This is a genomic window from Micromonospora inaquosa (assembly GCF_003857055.1).
Classification (GTDB): Bacteria; Actinomycetota; Actinomycetes; order Mycobacteriales; family Micromonosporaceae; genus Micromonospora; species Micromonospora inaquosa.
In genome coordinates, this window is record NZ_QGSZ01000125.1 from 1 (window position 1) to 21,283 (window position 21,283).

At 69.7% G+C, this 21,283-nt stretch carries 25 protein-coding genes and 1 other RNA gene; 15 read left to right on the forward strand and 11 right to left on the reverse strand.

The window, feature by feature from the left end:
- The coding region (locus DLJ59_RS03435; RefSeq protein ID WP_148096926.1) for a MarR family winged helix-turn-helix transcriptional regulator at positions 1-450 on the reverse strand (450 nt) is incomplete at its 3' end.
- A 54-nt stretch (positions 451-504) separates the two neighbouring features.
- On the opposite strand from DLJ59_RS03435, the gene DLJ59_RS03440 reads away from it, so the two are divergent.
- On the forward strand, positions 505-1,737 hold the full coding sequence (locus DLJ59_RS03440; RefSeq protein WP_124771059.1) for an MFS transporter: 1,233 nt from the start codon (positions 505-507) through the stop codon (positions 1,735-1,737).
- Between the two features lie 111 nt (positions 1,738-1,848).
- Here DLJ59_RS03440 and DLJ59_RS03445 read toward each other — a convergent pair whose 3' ends face one another.
- On the reverse strand, positions 1,849-2,610 hold the full coding sequence (locus tag DLJ59_RS03445; RefSeq protein WP_124771060.1) for a sulfite exporter TauE/SafE family protein: 762 nt from the start codon (positions 2,608-2,610) through the stop codon (positions 1,849-1,851).
- Between the two features lie 127 nt (positions 2,611-2,737).
- On the opposite strand from DLJ59_RS03445, the gene rnpB reads away from it, so the two are divergent.
- Both rnpB and DLJ59_RS03455 read left to right on the forward strand, forming a co-directional pair.
- Positions 2,738-3,153, forward strand: an RNA gene (gene rnpB, locus DLJ59_RS03450) — RNase P RNA component class A.
- 116 nt (positions 3,154-3,269) lie between these two features.
- On the forward strand, positions 3,270-4,478 hold the full coding sequence (locus tag DLJ59_RS03455; RefSeq protein ID WP_279635722.1) for a low temperature requirement protein A: 1,209 nt from the start codon (positions 3,270-3,272) through the stop codon (positions 4,476-4,478).
- Positions 4,479-4,565: 87 nt separating this feature from the next.
- Here the strand turns inward: DLJ59_RS03455 and DLJ59_RS36810 are convergent, their stop codons facing one another.
- The gene (locus tag DLJ59_RS36810) at positions 4,566-4,766 is read right to left on the reverse strand and encodes a hypothetical protein (protein ID WP_208648537.1); all 201 of its coding nucleotides are present in this window, start codon (positions 4,764-4,766) and stop codon (positions 4,566-4,568) included.
- A gap of 22 nt (positions 4,767-4,788) precedes the next feature.
- On the opposite strand from DLJ59_RS36810, the gene DLJ59_RS03460 reads away from it, so the two are divergent.
- Positions 4,789-5,031, forward strand: a complete 243-nt coding sequence (locus DLJ59_RS03460) for a DUF885 family protein (protein ID WP_425271385.1) — start codon at positions 4,789-4,791, stop codon at positions 5,029-5,031.
- A gap of 139 nt (positions 5,032-5,170) precedes the next feature.
- Here the strand turns inward: DLJ59_RS03460 and DLJ59_RS03465 are convergent, their stop codons facing one another.
- Positions 5,171-5,362, reverse strand: coding sequence for a DUF397 domain-containing protein (locus tag DLJ59_RS03465; protein ID WP_124771062.1), 192 nt, complete (start codon positions 5,360-5,362; stop codon positions 5,171-5,173).
- Positions 5,349-6,155 (reverse strand): helix-turn-helix domain-containing protein, encoded by an 807-nt coding sequence (locus DLJ59_RS03470; protein ID WP_124771063.1) that lies wholly within the window; start codon positions 6,153-6,155, stop codon positions 5,349-5,351. Before DLJ59_RS03470 ends, DLJ59_RS03465 begins: the two co-directional genes overlap by 14 nt.
- 242 nt (positions 6,156-6,397) lie before the next feature.
- Between DLJ59_RS03470 and DLJ59_RS03475 the strand changes: the two genes are divergently transcribed.
- Together DLJ59_RS03475 and DLJ59_RS03480 are read left to right on the forward strand one after the other, a co-directional pair.
- Positions 6,398-6,697 (forward strand): hypothetical protein, encoded by a 300-nt coding sequence (locus tag DLJ59_RS03475; protein WP_425271384.1) that lies wholly within the window; start codon positions 6,398-6,400, stop codon positions 6,695-6,697.
- On the forward strand, positions 6,694-6,957 hold the full coding sequence (locus tag DLJ59_RS03480) for a hypothetical protein (RefSeq protein ID WP_124771064.1): 264 nt from the start codon (positions 6,694-6,696) through the stop codon (positions 6,955-6,957). The genes DLJ59_RS03475 and DLJ59_RS03480 overlap by 4 nt, the downstream gene beginning before the upstream one ends.
- A gap of 69 nt (positions 6,958-7,026) precedes the next feature.
- Here the strand turns inward: DLJ59_RS03480 and DLJ59_RS03485 are convergent, their stop codons facing one another.
- From DLJ59_RS03485 to DLJ59_RS36230, 3 genes are all read right to left on the reverse strand, one after another.
- Entirely contained in the window at positions 7,027-9,822 is a 2,796-nt protein-coding gene (locus DLJ59_RS03485; RefSeq protein ID WP_124771065.1) for a TIM-barrel domain-containing protein, read from the reverse strand.
- Positions 9,823-10,467: 645 nt separating this feature from the next.
- A complete protein-coding gene (locus DLJ59_RS03490; protein WP_124771066.1) occupies positions 10,468-11,397 on the reverse strand; it encodes an expansin EXLX1 family cellulose-binding protein in 930 nt (309 codons plus the stop codon).
- Positions 11,394-11,567, reverse strand: a complete 174-nt coding sequence (locus tag DLJ59_RS36230; RefSeq protein ID WP_158630776.1) for a hypothetical protein — start codon at positions 11,565-11,567, stop codon at positions 11,394-11,396. The genes DLJ59_RS03490 and DLJ59_RS36230 overlap by 4 nt, the downstream gene beginning before the upstream one ends.
- A gap of 51 nt (positions 11,568-11,618) precedes the next feature.
- Between DLJ59_RS36230 and DLJ59_RS03495 the strand changes: the two genes are divergently transcribed.
- Entirely contained in the window at positions 11,619-12,146 is a 528-nt protein-coding gene (locus DLJ59_RS03495) for a cupin domain-containing protein (RefSeq protein WP_124771067.1), read from the forward strand.
- A gap of 102 nt (positions 12,147-12,248) precedes the next feature.
- Here DLJ59_RS03495 and DLJ59_RS03500 read toward each other — a convergent pair whose 3' ends face one another.
- Positions 12,249-12,851, reverse strand: a complete 603-nt coding sequence (locus DLJ59_RS03500) for a TetR/AcrR family transcriptional regulator (RefSeq protein ID WP_124771068.1) — start codon at positions 12,849-12,851, stop codon at positions 12,249-12,251.
- A gap of 119 nt (positions 12,852-12,970) precedes the next feature.
- Between DLJ59_RS03500 and DLJ59_RS03505 the strand changes: the two genes are divergently transcribed.
- From DLJ59_RS03505 to DLJ59_RS03515, 3 genes are all read left to right on the forward strand, one after another.
- Positions 12,971-13,807, forward strand: coding sequence for an SDR family oxidoreductase (locus DLJ59_RS03505; RefSeq protein ID WP_124771069.1), 837 nt, complete (start codon positions 12,971-12,973; stop codon positions 13,805-13,807).
- Between the two features lie 150 nt (positions 13,808-13,957).
- Positions 13,958-15,184, forward strand: a complete 1,227-nt coding sequence (locus DLJ59_RS03510; RefSeq protein ID WP_124771070.1) for an epoxide hydrolase family protein — start codon at positions 13,958-13,960, stop codon at positions 15,182-15,184.
- The gene (locus tag DLJ59_RS03515) at positions 15,185-16,117 is read left to right on the forward strand and encodes a redoxin family protein (protein WP_124771071.1); all 933 of its coding nucleotides are present in this window, start codon (positions 15,185-15,187) and stop codon (positions 16,115-16,117) included.
- Here DLJ59_RS03515 and DLJ59_RS03520 read toward each other — a convergent pair.
- Positions 16,104-16,988 (reverse strand): transglutaminase domain-containing protein, encoded by an 885-nt coding sequence (locus DLJ59_RS03520; RefSeq protein WP_124771072.1) that lies wholly within the window; start codon positions 16,986-16,988, stop codon positions 16,104-16,106. The genes DLJ59_RS03515 and DLJ59_RS03520 overlap by 14 nt on opposite strands.
- Before the next feature lie 65 nt (positions 16,989-17,053).
- On the opposite strand from DLJ59_RS03520, the gene DLJ59_RS03525 reads away from it, so the two are divergent.
- The 3 genes from DLJ59_RS03525 (at position 17,054) to DLJ59_RS03535 (ending at position 19,365) form a co-directional block, all read left to right on the forward strand.
- Positions 17,054-17,677, forward strand: a complete 624-nt coding sequence (locus DLJ59_RS03525; protein ID WP_124771073.1) for a GNAT family N-acetyltransferase — start codon at positions 17,054-17,056, stop codon at positions 17,675-17,677.
- Positions 17,678-18,067: 390 nt separating this feature from the next.
- Positions 18,068-18,400, forward strand: coding sequence for a PadR family transcriptional regulator (locus DLJ59_RS03530; protein ID WP_124771074.1), 333 nt, complete (start codon positions 18,068-18,070; stop codon positions 18,398-18,400).
- Positions 18,397-19,365 (forward strand): hypothetical protein, encoded by a 969-nt coding sequence (locus DLJ59_RS03535; protein WP_124771075.1) that lies wholly within the window; start codon positions 18,397-18,399, stop codon positions 19,363-19,365. Before DLJ59_RS03530 ends, DLJ59_RS03535 begins: the two co-directional genes overlap by 4 nt.
- A gap of 3 nt (positions 19,366-19,368) precedes the next feature.
- On the opposite strand, the gene DLJ59_RS03540 is transcribed toward DLJ59_RS03535, so the two are convergent.
- On the reverse strand, positions 19,369-19,866 hold the full coding sequence (locus tag DLJ59_RS03540) for an NUDIX hydrolase (protein ID WP_124771076.1): 498 nt from the start codon (positions 19,864-19,866) through the stop codon (positions 19,369-19,371).
- Positions 19,867-20,042: 176 nt separating this feature from the next.
- On the opposite strand from DLJ59_RS03540, the gene DLJ59_RS03545 reads away from it, so the two are divergent.
- Both DLJ59_RS03545 and DLJ59_RS03550 read left to right on the forward strand, forming a co-directional pair.
- A complete protein-coding gene (locus DLJ59_RS03545; RefSeq protein ID WP_030330129.1) occupies positions 20,043-20,246 on the forward strand; it encodes a hypothetical protein in 204 nt (67 codons plus the stop codon).
- Between the two features lie 83 nt (positions 20,247-20,329).
- Positions 20,330-21,265, forward strand: a complete 936-nt coding sequence (locus tag DLJ59_RS03550; protein WP_244235807.1) for a histone — start codon at positions 20,330-20,332, stop codon at positions 21,263-21,265.
- Positions 21,266-21,283: the final 18 nt, after the last annotated feature.

Sequence of the window (21,283 nt, forward strand, 5' to 3'; positions counted from 1 at the left end):
GTTGCGGTTGATCAGGGCCTGGTTTAGGCGGGTCAGTAGGGCGGCCAGGGTGGTTCGGTCCTCTGCGCTCCAGTCGGCCAGCATGTCGCCGTAGAGCCGGGTGCGGGCGGCCTGCACGGCGGCCATCCGCTGCAGGCCGGCCGGGGTGGGGGAGATGACGGTGCCGCGTCCGTCGCTCGGGTCCGGGGTGCGGGTGATCAGGCCGTCGCGCTGAAGCGCGGACACCTGCCGGGTGACGGTCGAGCCGTCCAGGTTGAGTCGGGCGGCGAGCGCCGAGACGTTCTGCGGGCCGGCGTCGGCCAGGTGGCGCAGGATCACGTACGCCGCGCGGTCCAGCACCCGGTGCTCGGCGGTGCCGGTGGCCCGCCGGGTGGCCTCGCCGAAGCGCATCAGCAGCGCCACCTCGGTCTCGATCTGGCCGAGGGTGCTCTCGTCATGGTCGTCGCTCATAGCTGTATGATACAGAATAAATACCTGTACGATACAGCTATCTGAGGAGTCGGAGTGGATCGGCGTTCCGAACCGAACCGCAGTGCCATCTACGCCACCACACTGGTGGCCTTTCTCGCCATCGCCGGCATCGCCGTCGTCGACCCGATCCTGCCGGCCATCGGTGAGGCGATCGGCGTCACCGCCTGGCAGGTCGAGCTGCTGTTCACCGCGTACATCGCGGTCATGGCTCTTGGCATGATCCCGGCGACGCTGGCCAGCGGCCGGTTTGGCTTCAAGCCGGTGCTGATCACCGGCGTCTCCGTGGTCGGCGTGGCCGCGATCCTCGCCTCGCTCAGCGACAACATCGTGCAGCTCTCCGTGCTGCGCGGCGTGTGGGGGCTGGGCAACGCGATGTTCTTCGCCACCGCCATGGTGGTGCTGGTCAACCTGGCCGTCGACCGGGAATGGGCGGTCGGCCTCTTCGAGACCGCACTCGGTCTGGGCTTCGCCGTCGGCCCACTGATCGGCGGCCTGCTCGGTCAGGTCAGCTGGCGACTGCCGTTCTTCGTCTGCGGGGTGTTCATGGTCCTCGCCCTCGGTGTGGCTGCCCGCAAGCTGCGCGAACCCACCAACCGGCAGGCCCCGGTACGCGTCGGCCAGATCTTCGCCACCTACCGCCGCCCGGCGTTCATCGTGCTCTGCGTGGTGACCGGCACGTACAACTTCGTCTTCTTCGTGGTGCTCGGCTACACGCCGCTATTCCTGGGCCTGGACGTCATCCCGCTGGGGCTCGCGTTCACCGGCTGGGGGCTGGGCCTGGCCGCCGGCATCCTGGTCATCGGTCACCGGCTGGCCCACCGCATCGGCGCGGTGCAGACCGTCGGCGTGGCCATCGCCGGGTTGCTGGTCTGCATGGTCCTCTTCGCCACCTCCACCAGCACCGCCGAGTCGCTCGTGGTGCTCGTGGTCGCCGGACTCTGCATGGGGCTGGCCAACGCCAACCTCACCGACCTGGCGCTCGGTCTCGGCTCCAGCGACCGTCGGGTCGCCACCGGCGCGTTCAACCTGGTCCGTTGGGGCGCCGCCGCACCGGCGCCGATCATCTCCGGCAAGCTCGCCGAGCAGTCGCTGTCACTGCCGTTCTGGGTGGGCTTCGGGGTGCTCGCCGTCGGCGTGCTCGTCTACCTGGTCTTCGCGCACGTGATGGCCGCCGGCTACGGCGAGCGGGTGCTCTGGTCCCGCTGGAACCGCGCCGCCGCGAAAGCCGAGAACACCGCCGAAGAGCCGGTAGGCGAGGCGTACTGACACCGACTCGTTCTCAAGATCCACACGCTTTGTCGGGAAACCGCTGCTTCACCGCGCGCTGACGCAGCGGTTTCCCGGTAGGCCGGGCGGATCTTCGCGTCGGGCGGCGGGTCAGTTCAGTGCGCGCCAGAGCAGGTAGAGGCCGATCGTCGTACCGAACACCACGATCACCGTCTTGAGCACCACCGGCGGCAGCCGACGGACCAGCCGGGCACCCGCGTACCCGCCAATCAGGGTGGCCGGCGCGACCACCGCGACCGCCGCCCAGTTCAACGGGCCGAACAGTGCGAACACCACCAGCGTCGTGCACCCCACCACCGCGGAGAGCAGATTCTTGATCGCGCTCACCCGGGCCAGGGTCGCGTCCAACACCAGGGCCAGCCCGGCCACCAGCATCACCCCGAGCGCCGCACCGAAGTACCCGCCGTACACCGCACCCAGCGCGACCATCGTCTGCACCGTGACGGTCCGCTGGCGCGGGGACAGGTCCCGGGGGTGACCGACCAGCCGGCGCAGCGGATCCTGGAAGGCCAGGATCGCTGTCGCGCCGAGCACCAGAAACGGTACGACCAGCTCGAACGCGCGGGCCGGAGTGGCCAGCAACAGCAACGCCCCGACGATCGTGCCCACGATGGTGGTGGGCACCAGCGTGGCCAGTGCACGGGGGCGCGGCAGGTCCTGCCGGCTGCCCGCCACACTGGCCAGATAGCCGGGGAACACGGCGACGGAGTTGCTGACGTTCGCCGGCACCGGAGGCAACCCGACCGCGATCATCGCCGGAAAGGTGATCAGCGAACCGCCACCGGCCACCGCGTTGACAGTGCCAGCGGCGAGACCGGCGGCGAGCAGCAGCGCGGCGTGGGAGAGATCCATAGCCCCACGAGGCTAGCCGTCGCCTCGCGAGAAGGATTCGCCGGACCATCCATGAGCTGGGCGATCTTGCCCAGGCGGGGCGGCAATACCGGCAGCACGCTCGTCGTTAGGATGAAAGCGCGACGGACGAGTCGACCGGGCGGCCGCGTCGGCGGGCTTCGGCCCGCCGCCGAGGAACGTCCGGACTCCACAGGGCAGGGTGGTTGTTAACGGCAACCCGGGGCGACCCGCGGGACAGTGCCACAGAAAACAGACCGCCGACCCCAACGGGGACGGTAAGGGTGAAACGGTGGGGTAAGAGCCCACCAGCACCCCGGGTGACCGGGGTGGCTCGGTAAACCCCACCCGGAGCAAGGCCAAGCAAGGGCCGTCACCGCAAGATGACGACCCGGCGCAGACGCTTGAGGGCTGCCCGCCCGATGTCTGCGGGTAGGCCGCTAGAGCCTGTCGGCAACGGCAGGCCGAGATGGATGGCCGCCGCCGGCGCAAACCCCTCGGGGTACGCGCCGCGCACAGAATCCGGCGTACAGGTCGACTCGTCCGTCGCCCACCAGGGGGTATCCGCGAGCAGCGCCGAAGTCATCCGTGGTGGCCAGCGGCGACTGCCGGAAAAGTGTTGAATCCGGATCTGTCGGATGTCGGGCGAACAAGATAGGCCTATGAGGCACATCTTCCGAGCCGGGCCGCCGGTGCCCACCGGGCCAACCCATCGGACCACGCCGTTCGAGGTGTTCTTCGACCTGGTGTTCGTGTTCGCCTTCATCCAGGTGGCGACGTTCACGGCACAGACACCGACGCCACTCGGGCTGACGCATGGCCTTGTGCTCCTGCTGCTCCTGTGGTGGCCGTTCACTAACTACGCTTGGTTGGCCAACCAGGTCCGCGCCGACGTGGGCCTGGTCCGCGCCGGAAACGCCGTTGTCATGGCCGCGATGTTCGTTGCCGCCTTGGTCCTGCCCGCGGCGTGGCGGGAGGACGGCACCCAGTCACTGGCCGCGCCCGTGGCTCTGGCTTTCGTCTACATCATTGTCCGGTCGGTATATCTGGCTCTCGTCTGGCACATATCGGCCGGTAACGCGCGGCTACGCGCTTCGCTGCGCTTCCGGGTCATCCCCGTCTCGGTGGGCCTGATTGCGCTGCTGTTCGGCGCGGTGCTCGGCGGCGCCGCGCAGACGCTGTTGTGGGCCGCGGCGTTCCTGATCGACTGCATCAGCGGCCTATTCATCGCGGTGTCTGCCGGACGCGCTGCGTTGCCCAGCCCCAGCCATTTCGCCGAGCGGCACGGCCTGATAGTAATCATCGCTCTGGGCGAGTCGCTGATCTCGGTGGGCGTCGGCGCCGGATCGATGGTCACTCATTGGCTGGCCATTGTCGCTGCGCTGCTCGCCCTGAGCACGGCGCTGGCCCTGTGGTGGCTGTACTTCGAAAACGCCGCCGCGCCTGCCGGACAAGCCCTGGCGCGGATCCCCGTTCCGGAGCGGACTCGGACCGGCAGCATCGCCTACAGCTTGGCTCACTTCCTGCTCATCGCCGGAATCATCTACCTGGCCATCGGCATCGAGGTGGTCATCGCCCACATGGCTGACCACCCACTCCAGCGACCCGCTGGGGCCCCGCTGGACTGGACCTCAACCACAGCTCTGTTCGGCGGCCCCGCCCTCTACCTCATTGGTCGGGCCCTGTTCCTTCGACTCACCGTCCGACACACCCCACCCGCTTCGATCCTCGCGGTCGGCGCCATCCTCGCGCTGCTGCCCGTCGCCCGGCACCTTCCCGCCTTCGCTGCCCTCGCTCTAGTCGCCATCATCTTGATCGCCCTGGTCTGCTATGAACGGATCACTTGGCAGCCAGCCGCCGCGGCGAAATGACCACGTAACCAGGCCTGCCGAACCCTCGAAGACCGGGCAATCTGGCCAAGCTTCGTTCTAGCCGGAGTCGTCAAGCATCTCGTGGCGTCAATCTGTCGCGGATCGAATGGAGTCGGACATCGCCGGCAGCCGGCATCGACGAATTCGGTCACTGATGTTCACCGTCGAGGCGTCCTTGACGCACACCCGTCCCGCAGCGAGCGACGTCAGGTCGTCGAGAACGACGAGTTCGCCGCCTTCGCCCGCCGCATCATCCGCGCCCACGGCGGCACGGGTTGTGCTCGACATCGGCCTGCACCTGCGACTGCCGATGCCCTCCGGTGACGGAGCAGCGTGGACGCCGGATGCTGCGCTGGAGCTGCTGCGGGACCGCTGTCACCAGGGGCCGTACGCCTCCGCCGAACTCGGGCGTTACCTGGGCCGCCCAGGGCAGGCGCTGGCCTACAAGGTGGGTGAGCGCGCGTGGCTGGCAGGCCGCTCGTCCTTCCCCGGCGACCACGCGCATTCCATCGTCACGCGCTGGAGCTGGGTTCGCTGGGCTTGGATCAGTTGACGGCCGCCCTCCAAGCCGACCACGCACCACTCGTGTACCGCGGTGCAACAAGCCAGGGACGGCACCTGTAGCTGCACGTCGGCCCGCAGTTCGGCCCGTCCGTCGCCCAGCGAACCAGCCGCCCGGTGTGCTGCTCTGGTTAAGACCGCTCGCCGATCTGGGCGACGAACGCGGCCCAGGCGGCGGGGGCGAAGGTCAGTGCCGGTCCTGCCACGTCCTTCGAATCGCGGACGGCCACAACACCGGGGAGGTTGTCGGCGACCTCGACGCAGTTGCCCCCGGACGATCCGCTGCGTCGGGACTTGCGCCAGGTGGCGTTAGTGAGGTCCATGATGGCTGCGCACTTCCTTCATCAGCTCGTTGGACTGTCGGCGCGGGAGTGCTTCGTTCCGCACGTTCTCCCACCTCGTTTGAAGAGTATGAAGCCCATCATCGTTATCGACCACGATCCCGCCTAGCTGATTTTCGAGGTGCCCGATCCAGGTACCGTCGCCGGCTCGTGACAGCGCGAACGGCCCGGACAGCCCGATGTGCAGGCCGGCGCCCGCCGGGATCACGTGGATGTGAACGTGCGGTAGCTCGGCGACGGTGATGAGGTGGGCGACCTGCTCGGCCATGATGCCGGCGTGCTCGTCGCCGGCACGGCGAAGCGTGGACTCGTCCAGCACGGCCACCACCTGCGGCGGTGTGTCGCCGGTGAGGATTTTGTGTCGGCTCATGCGAGCGCTCACCTGTTGATCGACCTCAGTGGCGGACATGAGGTCGTTCAGGCGCATCACGACGCGGGCGTAGTTCTCGGTCTGGAGTAGGCCCGGGATCAGTAGTGGCTCGAAGAGACGAAGCTGCCGGGCGCCGCGTTCGGCGTCCAGCCATGGCAGGAACCACGACGGTGCGCCGAGTTTCACCACCAGGCGTCCGAACAACCCGTCGTTGTTGAAGGCGCGGTCGGCGCCCTTGATGAAGTCCATCGTCAATGCTCGGGTGCCGCTTTCCACGGCGCTGACGTGGGAGGCGCTGAAGCCCGCTGCCCGGCCGAACGACTCTTGAGTCATTCCGGACGCTCCACGAGCACGGCGGATCTCGCTCACGATGAAGTCCGCGAGGGGACTTGGCACGTCAGCCATTCAACGCTCCTCAAATCGGAGATCGACTACCCGAGGTGCCACACGTCGCGACCCCGTTGGGCCAGGTCAGCCCGGACGACGAAAGCACCTTCCGAGCGTAGTGGCCTCCACAGCAGAGTGTCACCAGACGGCGCGGCTGGTAGGGACCACGAAACCCGGCGGTCGCGTTCGTAGCGGGGCCGCTCCCGGCGGGCGAGCACTCACGGGGGCGGCCCCTTCCCAACGGCACCGAGGGGGAGACCGTGCCCGACGACGAACCCGAGAAGATCGGAAAGATGAAGGCCGGGGACGTGGTCTGTCTGACCACCGCGGCGAGCGTGCAGTTCCTGCGCCCGATCTTCGTACGCGTCATCCGCGAGTTGCCCGAGTGGCACACGTACCACGGGTGGGTCTGGATTGAGGGCTACGAGCTGAACGCGGCGGGCGATGCGGTGGCGCGCCGCGAGCTGTACGTGATGCGGGCGGGCGTGCGATTGCAGGCCCTGCCCGTCGTGCCGAGCAGGCCGGCCAAACGTCGGCGACGTCCGGTGCGGGTCGGATGAGCACCCGTCCTCGCCCGCACCTGCCGATGCGCCCGGCGTGGTTGTGCCGCAACTGCGCCGCGCCCTGGCCGTGTCGCCCGGCTCAGCTCGGCCTCGTGGCCGAGTTCTACGGCCACTCGATCGCGCTGGCGTTCTACCTGGCCGCGTCGATGCAGGAGGCGATCGACGACGCGTACGGCCTGGGGCTGTGCCCGGATCTGCCGGCGATGCACTCCCGGTTCCTCGGCTGGCTGTCGCTGGCCCGGCGGTCGCACCGATAGCCAGCCAACGCGCCGGCCGGGTGGGTTGCCCCACCCGGCCGGCGTCGGTAACTCGGGAAACCAGCCCCGTCAGTGCTTCTTGAACACCGGCATGGTGTCCAGGGTGGTGGTGATGTTCTGCGTGGTGCCGCCCCGGTACGTCTTCCCGGTGAAGATGTCGGTCCAGCTGTTGCCCGGCGGGAACCACACCGACGTCGTGGTGGTGGTGCCGGGCGTCGTCACTGGTGCGACCAGGTAGTCCGGGCCGTAGAGGTACTGGGATCCGGCGGTGGCGTACGCGGCCTGCTCATTGGGGTACGCCAGGTACATCGACCGGACGATGGGCGTACCGGTGCGGGTGGCCTCCTTGGCGGCGGCGTAGGTGTACGGCTGAAGTTCCTTGCGCAGGTTCAGGAACTTCTTGGCCGACGCGTTCGCCTCCGGGCCGTACTGCCAGGGCAGCCGGTCGCTGTGGTTGGAGTGCAGCCGGTCGATCGGCTGGAACGTGCCGAACTGGACCCACCGGGCGTAGAGGTCATCGGGCAGCTTGGTGCTGCCCGGCTCGGTGCCCGGCTCCTGCAGGCCGCCGGTGTGCCCGCCGATGTCGTGGCTGACCGCGGCCAACCCGGTCGCTGCCGACTCGCCCGGCGTGTAGCCGACCTCCATCTGAAGGGTCGACCAGTCGGAGGTGGTGTCACCGGTGAAGTGCAGTGTGGTGCGCTTGTCGGCCCACGGTCCGGTCGACACCGGGGTCGGGCTGCCGTAGCCGCCGGCCTGCAACGAGCCGTACGCCCGGGAGAACGCGAAACCGGTCTTGTCGGCGTACTGCTGGTTGATCCAGGCGTCCCCGGTCACGCCGGCGAGCGACGACTTCGTGTTGTCGCAGCACCAGTCCAGCCACCACAGGTCCGGGCCCTTGCTGCCCTTGGGCAGCATCTCGTCGTGCAGCTGCAGGTACGCCTTGAGCTGGTCCGGGTCGCCGAAGTCGAACGTGTAGCAGTCCGGGCCGCCGTTGCAGCCGACGCGCTGGAGCTTGCCCTTCGCGGTGGCCTGCGCCTTGGCGAACTTCGGGTCCGAGCCGAGGATGCTCGGGTGGATGTTGATGCCGGTGTGCAGGCCCTGCTTCTTGGCCCACTTGAAGAACGCCTTGGGGTCGGGAATCCGGGTGGGGTCGATGCTCCAGCCGTTCCACTTGTCCGGGGCCTTGACGTCGGTGTCGAGGACGAGCACGTCCAGCGGCATACCCTCGGTCTTGGCCCGGGCGACCAGGTTCTGGAACTCGGTCGCGGTGCGGTCGTAGTACTCGGAGTACCACACCCCGTACGCCCACTCGGGCAGCAGCTTCGTGGGCCCGGTCAGGGTCGACAGGTCCTGCAGAGCTCGGGTGAAGTCCTGCCCGTACGCGAAGACGTAGCCGTCCTGTTCGGGGGCGGGCCGGGGCTTGGTGTTGCTCAGGGCCGACGCCGAGTCGTCGAGCAGGTACCAGCCGTCCTGGTAGAGCAGGCCGGGAGCGGTGAGCGCGGAGCCCGTCACGCCGTCCAGGCCGCGGCGGTAGCCGCCGAGCGGCGCGTGCGGGGCGAGCAGCGGGGAGTCCTTGCCCGTGACGGCGACCGTGTCCACGTTGACGTTGCAGCTGGCGTCCGTGGGGCAGCCCAGGTTCACGGTGTTGGTGCCACGGTCGAGGTGGACCGGAACGGAGACGGTGTTCCAGTAGTCCCACCCGCTGGTCGGCGGAAGGGTCGCCGTGACCGGCGCCGCCGTCCCAGCCGTGACCGACATGGTGCGCGCCTGGCTCGGCTGGGAGCTGGCCTGGCCGTTGGCGTAGCGGATCTGCACCTGGTAGTCACCCGCTGACGGCACATCCGTCACGGTGAGCGCGACAGCCGACGTGGTGCTCTCCAGGCCGGCCAGGAACCCGGTACCGGAAGCGCCGTTGTGGTCGTTCGCGGGCTTCGCGCCACCGGTCAGCGCGCCGGTCTCGGCCTCGCCCAGCGTGCCGAAGCGCAGGGGCTGCGGCTGGGGTGCGGCCGGCGCCGGGTACGCGTCACCCGGGTTGACCACCGCGAGGCTGTCGATGTTCACGTTGCCGGAGTCGTTGGGGCCCCGCACGACGCTGATCTCGTGGCGGCCCGCGGTGAGGTCGACCGGCACGTTGGCCAGCGCCCAGGTGTCCCAGTTCGTGGTGGGCGGCAGCGTCAGGGTCCGGCCCGCGTCGCCGTCGACCTGCACCGTCAGGGTGCGGGCCACGTTCTGCCCGTCGCCGCCGGTGCTGTTGGCGTAGCGAACGGTGAGCTGCTTCGTGCCGGCTTCCGGCACGTCGAGCGCGAAGGTGACGGAGTCGCCGGACGAGGCGAAACCGGCAGCGAAGCCGCGTCCGGTGTGTCCCTGGTGGTCGGTGGCCACGCCGGGGCCGTTCAGCTGTAGCGCCTCGGCCTCGCAGAGCGCGCCGAACGTGCAGGCCGGCGCGGTGTGACCGGCCCAGGGCTGGCCCTGCACGAGCTGCTTGCCGGCCTTGAGCTGCACGGTCAGGTTGTCGGCGGTGAACGACCCCGAGCCGACCTGATAACGCAACGTCATCGCGCCGGTGTCGATGGTGAGCCAACCGTGCTCGACGTGCTGGGTGAAACGCGTACGGGGGAAGTCGTCGCGCCCGATGGCGTTGAAGGTGGCGGCGTCGGTGAACGTGCCGTCCTTCTGGTACTCGGTGCGGATCAGGGTCGGGGACAGCACCTCGAAACGTGCGTTGCCCGACCGAACGGCCCCGTCTTTCGCCTTGTCGCGGCCGGCCTGGGCCGGCGCGGACGGAGCGAGCGCCAGCCCCGTGACGAGAATGCCGAGTGTGGCGGCGGCTGTCGCACGGCGGCGCTGTGAGTGCCGATAGAGCAAGATGTGCTCCTCGTCTCATATGGAGGAAATGAGTCGATGACAACGCTGTCACCGGAGCGAAACACCTGTCAACCAGCTCTGGCGGGTGTCTCTTCTCTCTCTCGTCGGCGGTCGCGCTCGTCCGACAGGCGCCGCCGTGCGGGGAGGGCCGTCGCCGCTGTGCGGAGACGGTCGATGTGTGCGTGCGGGTCGAAGCGACCGGCGGGGAGTTTAATGTCGGTCATGACTCGACGGCGCGCGGACGAACTGGCGAACGTTGTCGGTGTCGTGACGCTTGGCTTCGGTGTGGTGCTGACGGCCAGGCCACGACGCAGCGCGACGGCCCTCGGGCTGGGCGACCGTCCCGTGTTGGCCGGAGCGGTCGGCCTGACCGACCTCGTTGTCGGCTCTGGCGTCCTGTGGGGGCGTCCCCGTTGGCCCTGGATGGCGGCGCGCGCCGCCTTGAATCTCGCGTTGGCCGGTTGCTATGCGACGGAGGCCAACCGCCCGGACGGTAATCGTCGGGCCCGAGCGGGAGCGATCGCCATGGCATCACTCACCGTCGTGGACGCCACGTTGGCAATTGCCCTGGCGGTGCGGCGTGGCAGGGAAGCCAGCGTCGAACCGCCCGATGATCTGCGGAGCGCTTCTCGGCACCGATAGCTGTCAGCAGGCGGAGTTGTCGAGCGGGGCGGCACCGGCGAGGGCTTCGACGGTCGCCACCGGCGCGCTCGTCTCCGCCGAGGTCGGCGAGGGCGCGACGGTGGGGGACGGCGGGGCCGAGGGCGAACTGCTCGGCGTACGGACGGCGTCGGGCGCGGCGAGGGTGGCCGTGCTGCGTTGGACCTGCTTCGCGACCATCCGGATGGTGGCGGTCGCCTGGCGTCCGTACACGTCGGTGACCCTGATGCTGTACGGGCCGGGGCCGAGCCCGTCCTCCACGGTCCAGTAGTTGTCGGTCTGGCGGGCGGCCTTGCGGAAGCCGCCGCTGGGCCCCTTCGCCTCCACCGAGCGCAGCGGGTTGCCGTGGTTGCCGACCTGCACCGCGAACCAGTATTTCGATGCGCCGCCCTTCATCCGGAAGGTGAGGCCGCCGTCGAGCGGCGGGTTCACCACCGCCCGGTACGTCACGGGCGCGATGCCCTGCGACCGGTCGGCGATCTTGGTGAACGCCTCGGTGGAAAGATCGATCTTGCTGGCTCCGCAGCCGCCGCACTGGTCCATCACCACGACCCGGACCGTGCCCTTCGGGCCGCTCACCTCCAGGTAGCTGCCGCAGGCCGCCGATCCGGAGTACTGGGACGCGCCGAGGGCCACGTAGAGCCGGTCCGCCGGCGGGCCCGGGAAGGAGCAGTTGCCGCCCGAGCGGCCCGCGTCATAGAAGCTGGCCTTTCCCTTGTGGACGGCGTTGCCCGTCGGCGGCGCGGCGCAGGCCGGGGTGGCACCGCCGCGCACGGCGAGGGTGATGCCGAGAACGGCGGCCAGGACGGTGACCCCGGCACCGGCCAACCAGTGTCTGACCCGCCGACTCGACCGGGGCGTGCCACTGGTGCTAGCCGGGGTGTCGTTGTCAGGTGCCGTGCCTGGTGCCGTCACGGCGCATGATGTTGCCGCACGATCTCGCAGCGGCGCAACAACGGCGCCGACCGCGTCGCGGCCTGATGCTGGCCCTGGTCGACGAGGTCCTCCCGGTCTGCCGCATCGCGGCACCCCCGGCCGATATGTTCCGTTTGGCCGCCCCGCCGTCCGGAGAAGAAGGAGAGCATCAGCAAGATCCCATCCCACCTCGAAGAACTACACCAAGAAAGGCAAGCAGCATGACCGACTTCAACAGCGCCGCCGCTGGCATCCCGGACGACGACCCGACCCGAACTCTGACGGTGGCGAACCCCGACGACCCCGCGACCACCTATATCTCTCTCGCCGGGGGCAACTACGCCATGCTGATCACCGGCAAGCAGACCAACGGGCAGTACTGCCTCATCGACATGCGCGTGCCCGACGGCGGCGGCCCGCCGCCACACCGGCACGACTTCGAGGAAATGTTCACCCTTCTTGAGGGCGAGATCGAGTTCACCTTCCGTGGCGAGAAGCGCATCGTGCGGGCCGGCTCCACCGTGAACATCCCGGCCAACGCCCCGCACAACTTCCGTAACGTCTCCGGCGCGCCCGCGCGCATGCTGTGCATGTGCACCCCCGCCGCTCAGGACGAATACTTCATGCGCGTCGGCGACGAGGTAGCGAGCAGGGACGCGCCGCCGCCGCGACTCACCGACGACGAGATGGCGGAGCGGCGGCAGCGCGCAGCCGAGTTGGCTCCCGTATACCGCACGGAAATGCTCTGACGATTGGGCAAGTGCCGGCCCGGCAGCGCCTGGTTCGCCCCCGAGGTGGGGCCGTGGCGTGACCCCAGGGGCTACGTGATCTGCACCGCGCGCCAGGGTTAGTTACCCGGCCGAGAGGCGGGGGCGCAACCCGTCGAGGGCGGTGCTGACGACGAGGTCGGCGTACTCGGCGGTGAGCGGGCCGGTGCGTTGCAGCCAGCGACTGAACAACGGACCCCAGATCAGGTCCACCGCCACGTCGAGGTCGACGTCCTCGGCGATCTGCCCGGCCTGCTGGGCGCTGCGCAGGCGCTGCCGCTTGGCCTCCTTCAACGGCCCGTCCAGCCGTTCGGCGTACGCCGCCGCCAGTACGGGGTCGAGCGCGATCTCGGTGGCCAGCGCGCGCATCGGCTGCTCGTACCGGGGGTCGTTCATCTCCTCGACAGTCGCGCGCAGCACCAGGGTCAGGTCCGCCGCCAGGTCGCCGGTGTCCGGCAGCGTCGGCGGCCCACCCTCGGTGGCCTCGCTGAGCATGAGGAAGGCGTCGAAGATGACAGCGCCCTTCGACGGCCACCAGCGGTAGATGGTCTGTTTGCCGACGCCGGCCCGCGCAGCGATGCCCTCGATGCTGAGCTTCGCGTACCCCGTTTCCTGAAGCAGGTCGAAGGCCGCGGTGAGGATGGCGCGTCGGGAGGTCTCGCGCCGCCGGGCCGTGTTGGGCGTCATGGGCGAAACGATACCAGCGTACGAGACGAACCGTCTCGTCTTGACGTTGGCGGCCCGCAGGCCTAGTCTCGACTCATAACGAGACGGACCGTCTCGTCTTGAAACGGTGGGAGACGCACATGCGTACCTGGTTCATCACCGGTGCCAGCCGCGGCCTGGGCCGCGCCTTCGCCGACGCCGCGCTTGACCGGGGCGACCGGGTGGTCGCCGCCGCCCGGAGCATCGCCAAGGACGACTTCGACGAGAAGTACGCCGGTCGGCTGCTGGCCCTCACCCTCGACGTGACCGACCGGGCGGCGGTCATCGCCGCCGTGAACACCGCTGTCGAGCACTTCGGCCGGCTCGACATCGTCGTCAACAACGCCGGCACCCTGTCCATGGGCATGATCGAGGAGTTCACCGAGGCCGAGGCGCGCGCCCAGTTCGAGGTCAACCTCTTCGGTGCGCTCTGGGTCAGCCAGGCCGTGCTGCCCCACCTGCGCGCCCAACGCTCCGGCCACATCGTGCAGGTCTCCAGCATCGCCGCGCTCGGCGGCTTCCCGAGCACCGGCCTGTACAGCGCGAGCAAATTCGCCCTGGAAGGCATGAGCGAAGCCCTGGCAATGGAGGCTGCGGCCTTCGACATCACTGTCAGCATCGTGCAGCCGGGTGGCTACTGGACCGACCTCTACACCAGCGTGCGTGCCACCACCCCGATGGACGCCTACGCGCCACTACGCGCCGAGCTGGAACGCCAGTGGGCGGAAGGCTCGATCGACAGCGAGCCCCGGCTGGCCGCCGAGGCGCTGCTGCGCCTGGTCGACAGCGACGACCCGCCGCTGCGGCTCCTGCTCGGCAGCATGGTCTACGACCTGGCGTTCGACCTCTCCCGTCGGCGGATGGACACCTGGGCGGGCTGGGAGCAGGTCAGCCGTGCCGCCGAACACGCCGTCGCGGCCCCCGGGCACCCGCACTGACGAGCCGTATCGCCACGGGCCGGGGTGCAGCGTTCTAGGCTCCGAGATATGGCGGCGGCGTGCCCATTGTCGGCGCGCACGTCCGGGCAGAGCCTTTCACCCCATGATTTCTCCTCGCGAGGCGCAAACCTAGACGGAGAGGAAACACGCATGGCTGTCAAAACCAAGACTCGTCCGGGCACCACGGAGATTCGACCGTTCTCGGTCGACATTCCCCAGGCCGACCTCGATGACCTGAAAAGGCGCATCAAGGCGACCCGCTGGCCGGACAAGGAAACGGTGGACGACCAGTCGCAGGGCGTGCCACTCGCGACCATTCAGGCCGTCGCCCGCTATTGGGAGAACGAGTACGACTGGCGCAAGGTCGAGGCCCGGCTGAACGCCGTGCCGCAGTTCATGACCACCATCGACGGGGTGGACATCCACTTCATCCACGTGCGCTCGAAGCACGAGGACGCGCTGCCGCTCATCGTCACCCACGGCTGGCCCGGGTCGATCATCGAGCAGATGAAGATCATCGAGCCGCTCACCGACCCCACCGCGCACGGCGGAAGCGCCTCGGACGCCTTCCACCTGGTGATCCCGTCCCTGCCCGGCCACGGCTTCTCCGGCAAACCGACCGAGTCGGGGTGGAACCCGCAGAAGATCGCGACCGCCTGGACCGAGCTGATGAAACGGCTCGGCTACGACCGGTTCGTCGCACAGGGCGGTGACTGGGGCGCTGTCGTCGTCGACCAGATGGGCCTCCAGGCACCTCCGGAACTGCTCGGCATCCACACCAACATGCCCGGTGCGGTCCCACCCGAGATCGACCTGTTGTTCCAGGGCGACACCACCGGCGCGAACAACGCCATGGGCTCGCTGCCATCCGGCCTGTCCGACGACGAGATGCGTGCCGCCGAGGAAGTGAACTTCGTCTGGAAGCACGTCGCCTACGCCCTCATGATGGCGACGCGTCCGCAGACGCTGACCGGTCTGGCGGACTCTCCGGTCGGTCTGGCGTCCTTCCTGCTCGACCACGATGCGAAGAGCCTGGCCCTGATCGCGCAGGTCTTCGACGGGGCCAAAGCCGGCCTGACCCGCGACGACATCCTGGACAACATCTCGCTCTACTGGTTGACGAACACCGCCGTCTCGGCGTCCCGGCTGTACGCGGAGAACAAGCTGTCGTTCTTCGCCACCAAGGGCGTGAACATCCCGGTCGCCGTGAGCGTCTTCCCCGACGAGCTGTACGAGGCGCCGCAGAGTTGGGCCGAGCAGGCGTACCCCAACCTCATCTACTACAACAAGCTCGACGTGGGCGGGCACTTCGCGGCCTGGGAACAGCCGAAGATCTTCTCCGAGGAGCTTCGCACCGCCTTCCGGTCGCTGCGCTAGATGACCATGCACCTGCCCCCGCTCAACGGGGCGGTCGAGTGGCTCAACTCCGAGCCACCCAGCCCCCGCGGGCGCGTCGTCCTGGTCAACTTCTGGACGTTGACCTGCATCAACTGGCTGCGCCAGGAGCCGTACGTGCGCGCCTGGTCGCAGGCGTACCGCGACGACGGGCTGATCGTCGTCGGGGTGCACACGCCCGAGTTCGGCTTCGAGTACGACGTCGACTGGGTGCGACGGGCGGTCGCCGCGCGGTCGATCGACTACCCGGTGGCGGTCGACAACGACTACGCGATCTGGCGCGCCTTCGGCAACCACTACTGGCCGGCGCTCTACTTCGTCGACACCGACGGCGTCATCCGCGATGAGCACTTCGGTGAGGGCCGCTACGAGCAGTCCGAGCGGACGCTGCAACAACTGCTCGGCATCGAGCGTGAACCCGTACCCGTCACGGGTGTCGGCCCGGAGGCGGAGGCCGGCTGGGACAACCTGCGTACGCCCGAGACGTACCTCGGTTTCAGTCGCGGCGAACACTTCGCCTCGCCGAACGAGCCCGCGCTCGACGAACGCCGTGCCTACCAGGTGCCGGAGAGCCTCGGCCTCAACCAGTGGGCCCTGGCGGGGGAGTGGACGATCGGGTCGGAGAACGTCGCGCTCAACCGGGACGGCGGCGGCATCGCCGTCCGGTTCCACGCCCGCGACGCGCATCTCGTGCTGGCCCCCGGGGCGGGACAGTCGATCCCGTTCCGGGTGCTGCTCGACGGCGCCGCCCCCGGCCCGTCACACGGCGTCGACGTCGACGAGGACGGCAACGGCATACTCCAGGACGGCCGCCTCTACCAACTCGTCCGACAGGACGGCGCAGTCAGTGAACGGACCCTGGAGATCACGTTCGGCGAGCCCGGTGCCCAGGCGTACGCCTTCACCTTCGGCTGAGACGCAGATCGACAGCGCTCACCGTGCCGGAGACCGGTGAGAAGGTGCGTATCCGAGCGCCGGGACGTAGACGGCTGTCGGTCGCGTACCGGTCGGCGAGCGCCTTCTCCGCGGCCTCGTCGCCGTCGTCGGCTGCGAGCAGCAGGGCGGCGATCTCGTCGGCGAGCGTGAGGTCGGCGTCGGCGAGGTCGTCGGTCATCGCGCCGAAACTGTCCCACAACAGCAGCTCGTCCTTCTGCCGGTGGGCCAGCTCGTGCAGGACGTAGTCGTAGATGAACCACCCGCCGTGGGCCGACACGTCGGGAGCCACGCCGTAGACGTCGGGATCGATCGTCCCGGCCCGGTACGCCGCCCACACCCGCGCCGCCGAGTCGAACAGACCGGCCTTCGGATCGATGTCGTAGCCGTCGAACCCCCAGCCGCCGGCCGGGTCGACCTCCGGGTCGGCCCACACCCACCGGTGGCCGTCCCAGTACTCCACCAGCACATGGTCGTGGTGCCAGCCCGGTACGAAGTACGAGGCGAAACCGACCCGGCTGCGGCTGGGAACGCCATGTTGACGCAGCACCGCCACCGACAGCAGTGTGTGGTCCCGACAGCAGCCGGCCACCCGGTCGACGGCCGGACGCTCAGCGGTCAGGGGCAGCGGAAACCGGGACTGGTCGGTGTCGAGGATGCGGCCCACCCAGCGGCAGTTCACCTCGTCCAGCCGGTCGTCGGGCAGCTCGACGCCGCCGGCCCGGTAGTGGACGATCACGTTGCGGGCGGTCGCCGCCACGGTGGGGATGTCGGCCGCCACGGCGTCGAGGAGCCCGCCGTGCCGACCGGGATCGCTGTAGGCGGAGTGTCTCCGGTAATCATCGATGCCCATGGGGCGAGTGTCCGGTCTGCCACCGGGTCAGGGTCAAGGCGCTTTTCCGGATAGGGTCGGCTGCTGTGACGACGCCTGAGATCACCATCGCCACCCCAGCGGACCGCGACGCCGTGGTCGGTTCGCTGGTCGCCGCATTCGTCAAGGACCCCGTGCTGCGGTACCTGTTCCCCGACGAGGAGACCTACCCGCGCTACGCCGCCACCTTCTTCGGGCACCTCTTCGACAAGCGGGTACCGCTGTCGTCGATCTGGATGATCGGTGGCGGTGCCTCGGTCGCCATCTGGGAGCCGCCGGCCGGGCAGCCGGGCGTCGTGCCGTCAGCCGTGCCGGGCGTCGTGCCGTCAGCCGCGCCGGCTGCCGGGCACGGGGCGCCGAAGGAGACTCCTTACCCGACCGACATGCTGGCCCGCGTTCAGGGCTACGACGACGCGATACACGCCGCTCTGCCGACGTACCCGTTCTGGTATCTCGGTGTCCTGGGCACCCACCCCGACAGCGCCGGACACGGTTGGGGTCGGGCCGTCATGCGTGCCGGACTGGCTCGTGCTGCCGCCGACGGCCTGCCGGCGATCCTGGAGACCAGCAAGCCGGGCAACGTGGACCTGTACCGCCGGGCCGGCTGGGAGGTGGTGGGCTTCCTGTCGGAACCGGCGCCCACCTGGATCATGCAGCAGCCACCGCGCTGAGCACGGTGCCCGTCCGGTCCGGCTGCCGACTGGCAGACCCGCAGCCGGCGTACCGCTAGATCTTGGACAGTTTCCGTTCCGCGCTAACGGAAACTGTCCAAGATCTAGGCATCGGCACCGGTGACGCCCAGCTCATGCGGGGGAAGCTGAACGCGCGGCGTCAGGCGGCGAAGATGCGGGTGCCGTGGAAACGTTGCACGACGTCCTGCGGATACTCGGCCACGTCGACCTCCTCCAGAAGCAAAGTCCGCCAGATTACGTGACCGCCGCGCTGGCGGCCCGCCCGCCTGCGGGTCGGGGGTGTCGGCGGACGGCCCCCAGGCGGACGCCGAGCCGTGGGTTTCCGGTCGAAGGATCCCACCCTATGTAGAGTTCCGATACAGTGGCCGGATGCGGATGACCATTCCGGTCGCGAAGGTGCTCGCGGCGCTGCTCGCCGAGCCCGACGAGCAGCGCTACGGGCTCGACCTGATGCGACTGACCGGCCTGCCCAGCGGCACCCTCTACCCGGTGCTGCACCGGTTGCAGGGGGCCGGCTGGCTCGCCGCCGACTGGGAGGCGATCGACCCCGTCGCGGCCGGCCGGCCCGCCCGCCGCTACTACCGGCTCACCGGCGAAGGTGTGGCCCAGGCCCGCCAGGCGCTCGCTGACCTGCGTGCCGCCATCCCCGACGGTCGCCGCTCGTGGGGCGGCAGCGAGCCCACCGGGGCACCGGCGTGGTGACCCGTCGGATTGCCGAGCTGCTGCTGGAGATGGCCGCGCGTCGCTGGCCGGCCGACGTTCGCGACGATCTGCGCCGCGAGTGGGCCGCCGAGCTGCACGTACTCGCCGAGAGCGGTCGCCGGACCAAGATGGTCGGCTTCGCGGTGAGCCTGGCCGTCAGTCGCGCCGGCGCCCCGATCGTCGACCGCACCGTGATGCGTGGTCGGGCCGGCCGCACCGTCGCCGCACTGCTGCTGTCCCCGATCGCCTGCGTCGGGATCGTGCTCGCCAGCGCGTTCGCCCTCATGCCGATCGAGCGCATGATGACCCAGGACTGGTACGAGCGGGTGCAGAGGCCGATCTGGACGGCGCTCACCGTAGGGATGGCGGTTCTGCTGGCGGTGTTCGCCGCGCGCTGGGCCCGGCACACCGCACTCGACGGCCCGCTGCGCATCGCGCTCGGCGTGGTGCTTCCCATCGGCGTGACCGCTGTCGTGTTCCTGTCAGCCATCTCCCCGGACGACATGGTGACGTTCGTACCCGGGCTGCTGCTCTGGTTGGCCGGCCTGACGCTGGCCCTCTGGGCCGCGGCGAGCCTCGCAGGCCGGAATCGACTCCGCGCGGCCTGGTGGGTGGGCGTCCTCGGCGCACTCGCCGCCGCCGACCTCGCGGTGATTCTCGCTGTCGTCGACGTCATCGCGGCGGGCGTTCGCGCCGGCCCGGTCAGCAGTCCGACGCCACTGGGCGGCGTCGACTGGATCTCCTCGCCGCTGTGGCTCCTCGCCACGTGGACGGAATGGAACGTCAGCCTGCCCCGACCCACCATCTCATGGGAGATCTTCCACATCGTCACCAACGAGATGCGGGCGGAACCCATGCTCTACCTGGCGTGCATGCCGTACGCGATCGCGTACACCATTCGGGCGGCCCGGTCCGCGCCCGTCGCGCCCGTCGCGCCCGTCGTCCTCGCGCCGACCCCGGCGTGAACCTCAGTCGGGTACGTCGTCCCACGTCGTGCCCGGCTCCAGGTAACCGGCCACCGTGTTTTCCCGCAACGCGTACGCGATGACCAGCAGGGCGTGCTTGTCCAGCTCGGGCAACCGGTCCAACGGGAACCACCGCACGGCCAGCGACTCGTCGTCGTTGACCCGGGCGGTGCCGGCCACCACCCGGCACAGGAACCCCAGGTTCAGGTATTCGCAGCGGTCCCCGTTCGGGTACGTGTGCGGGTGCGACACGGCGCTGGACATCCGCACCGGCGCGACCTCCAGGCCGGTCTCCTCGCGCACCTCACGGACCAGCGCGGTGGCCGGCTGCTCGCCCGGCTCGACGAAACCGCTGATCACCGACCAGCGCCCGTCGTCGGCGCGCTGGCCGAGCAGCAGCTCACCGGCGTCGTTGCGGACCACCGCGCTGACGCTCGGCAGCCAGAGCAGGTCGCGGCCGACGTGCTTGCGCAAGCCCACGATGTAGTCCGGAATCGCCATCCGGCGATCATAGATGCGACCCCGCCGCGAGGCTCACCTGCGCATCTTCTGGAGTTCCAGTCCCACGCGTTTCGCCATTTCGGCCCGACGAACCCAATGCATATCTACTGTGGAGATCGTCGGCGACTTGTGCGATCCGGTGGCGGCCGGCCGGTTCGCGGTGCACAGTGATTCCCATGAGCGACAGCGAACGTGGTGGGCAGTTCTACTGGTGCACCCGGCATCACCGGGTCGAGACGGACGCCAATGTGTGTCCGGCGAAGCACGTTCTCGGCCCGTACGACTCGGCGGCCGACGCGGAGAACGCCCTGCAACGAGTGCAGGAGCGGAACGAGGCGTGGGATGCCGAGGACGCTCGTTGGGCCGGGGACGACAGATAGGCGGCGCGGGACGGCTCGCGCCGAGGTACTTCGTGCTCCGCGAGGACGCACGCGAGAGCACGCCCCCCGAGGAGGGAACCACGATGGCCGAAGCACAGCAGGCCACCAAGCGCCCGGCCGCCCGACGCACCACCGCGAAGAAGACCGCCGCGGCGGAGCGGAACACGGCGGCGAGCCGGACCACCCCCGTGCGCAAGTCCACCACCGGTGCCGCGAAGGCACCGGCCCGCAAGGCCACCGGCGGGGCGGGCCGCGCCCCGGCCAGGAAGACCACCACGGCGGCGAAGAAGGCCCCCGCGAAGAAGGCCACGACCAAGACCACCGCCGCGGCCAAGAAGGCCCCCGCGAAGACCGCGACCGCCACCCGCAAGACCACCGCCACCGCCAAGCGCGCCCCGGCGTCCACTGCGCGGAAGACCACCACCGCCGCGAAGAAGACCACCGGTACGGCGAAGAAGACGGTGAGCGCGGCGAGGAAGACCACCACCTCGGCGGCGAGGAAGACCACCACCGCGGCGAAGGCCCCGGCGCGCAAGACCGCCACCGCGGCGAAGGCCCCGGCGCGCAAGACCGCCACCGCGGCGAAGGCCCCGGCGCGCAAGACCGCCACCGCGGCGAAGGCCCCGGCGCGCAAGACCACCACCGCGGCGAAGGCGCCGGCGCGCAAGACCACCACGGCCGCGAAGGCGCCAGCGCGCAAGGCCGCGACCACGGCGTCCGCCGCCAAGAAGACAGCGGCGAAGAAGACGGCCGCGGCGAAGAAGACCGCGTCCACCCGTCCCAGCGGCGGCGCGCGCAAGGCCCCGGCCAAGAAGGCCCCGGCCGCGAAGGTGACGGGCACCTCGTCGACCACCGCCCGCAAGGCGGCGGCGAAGAAGGCCCCGGCGAAGAAGACGACCGCCGCGGCGAAGGCGCCGGCCCGCAAGGTGACTGCCCGCAAGTCGCCGGCCCGCCCGGTCGCCGCCCGAGCCACCGCCCCGAAGGGCGCCCGCAGCGCCGCCCGGAAGGCGACCGGCTGAGAGCGGACCACCTCTCGC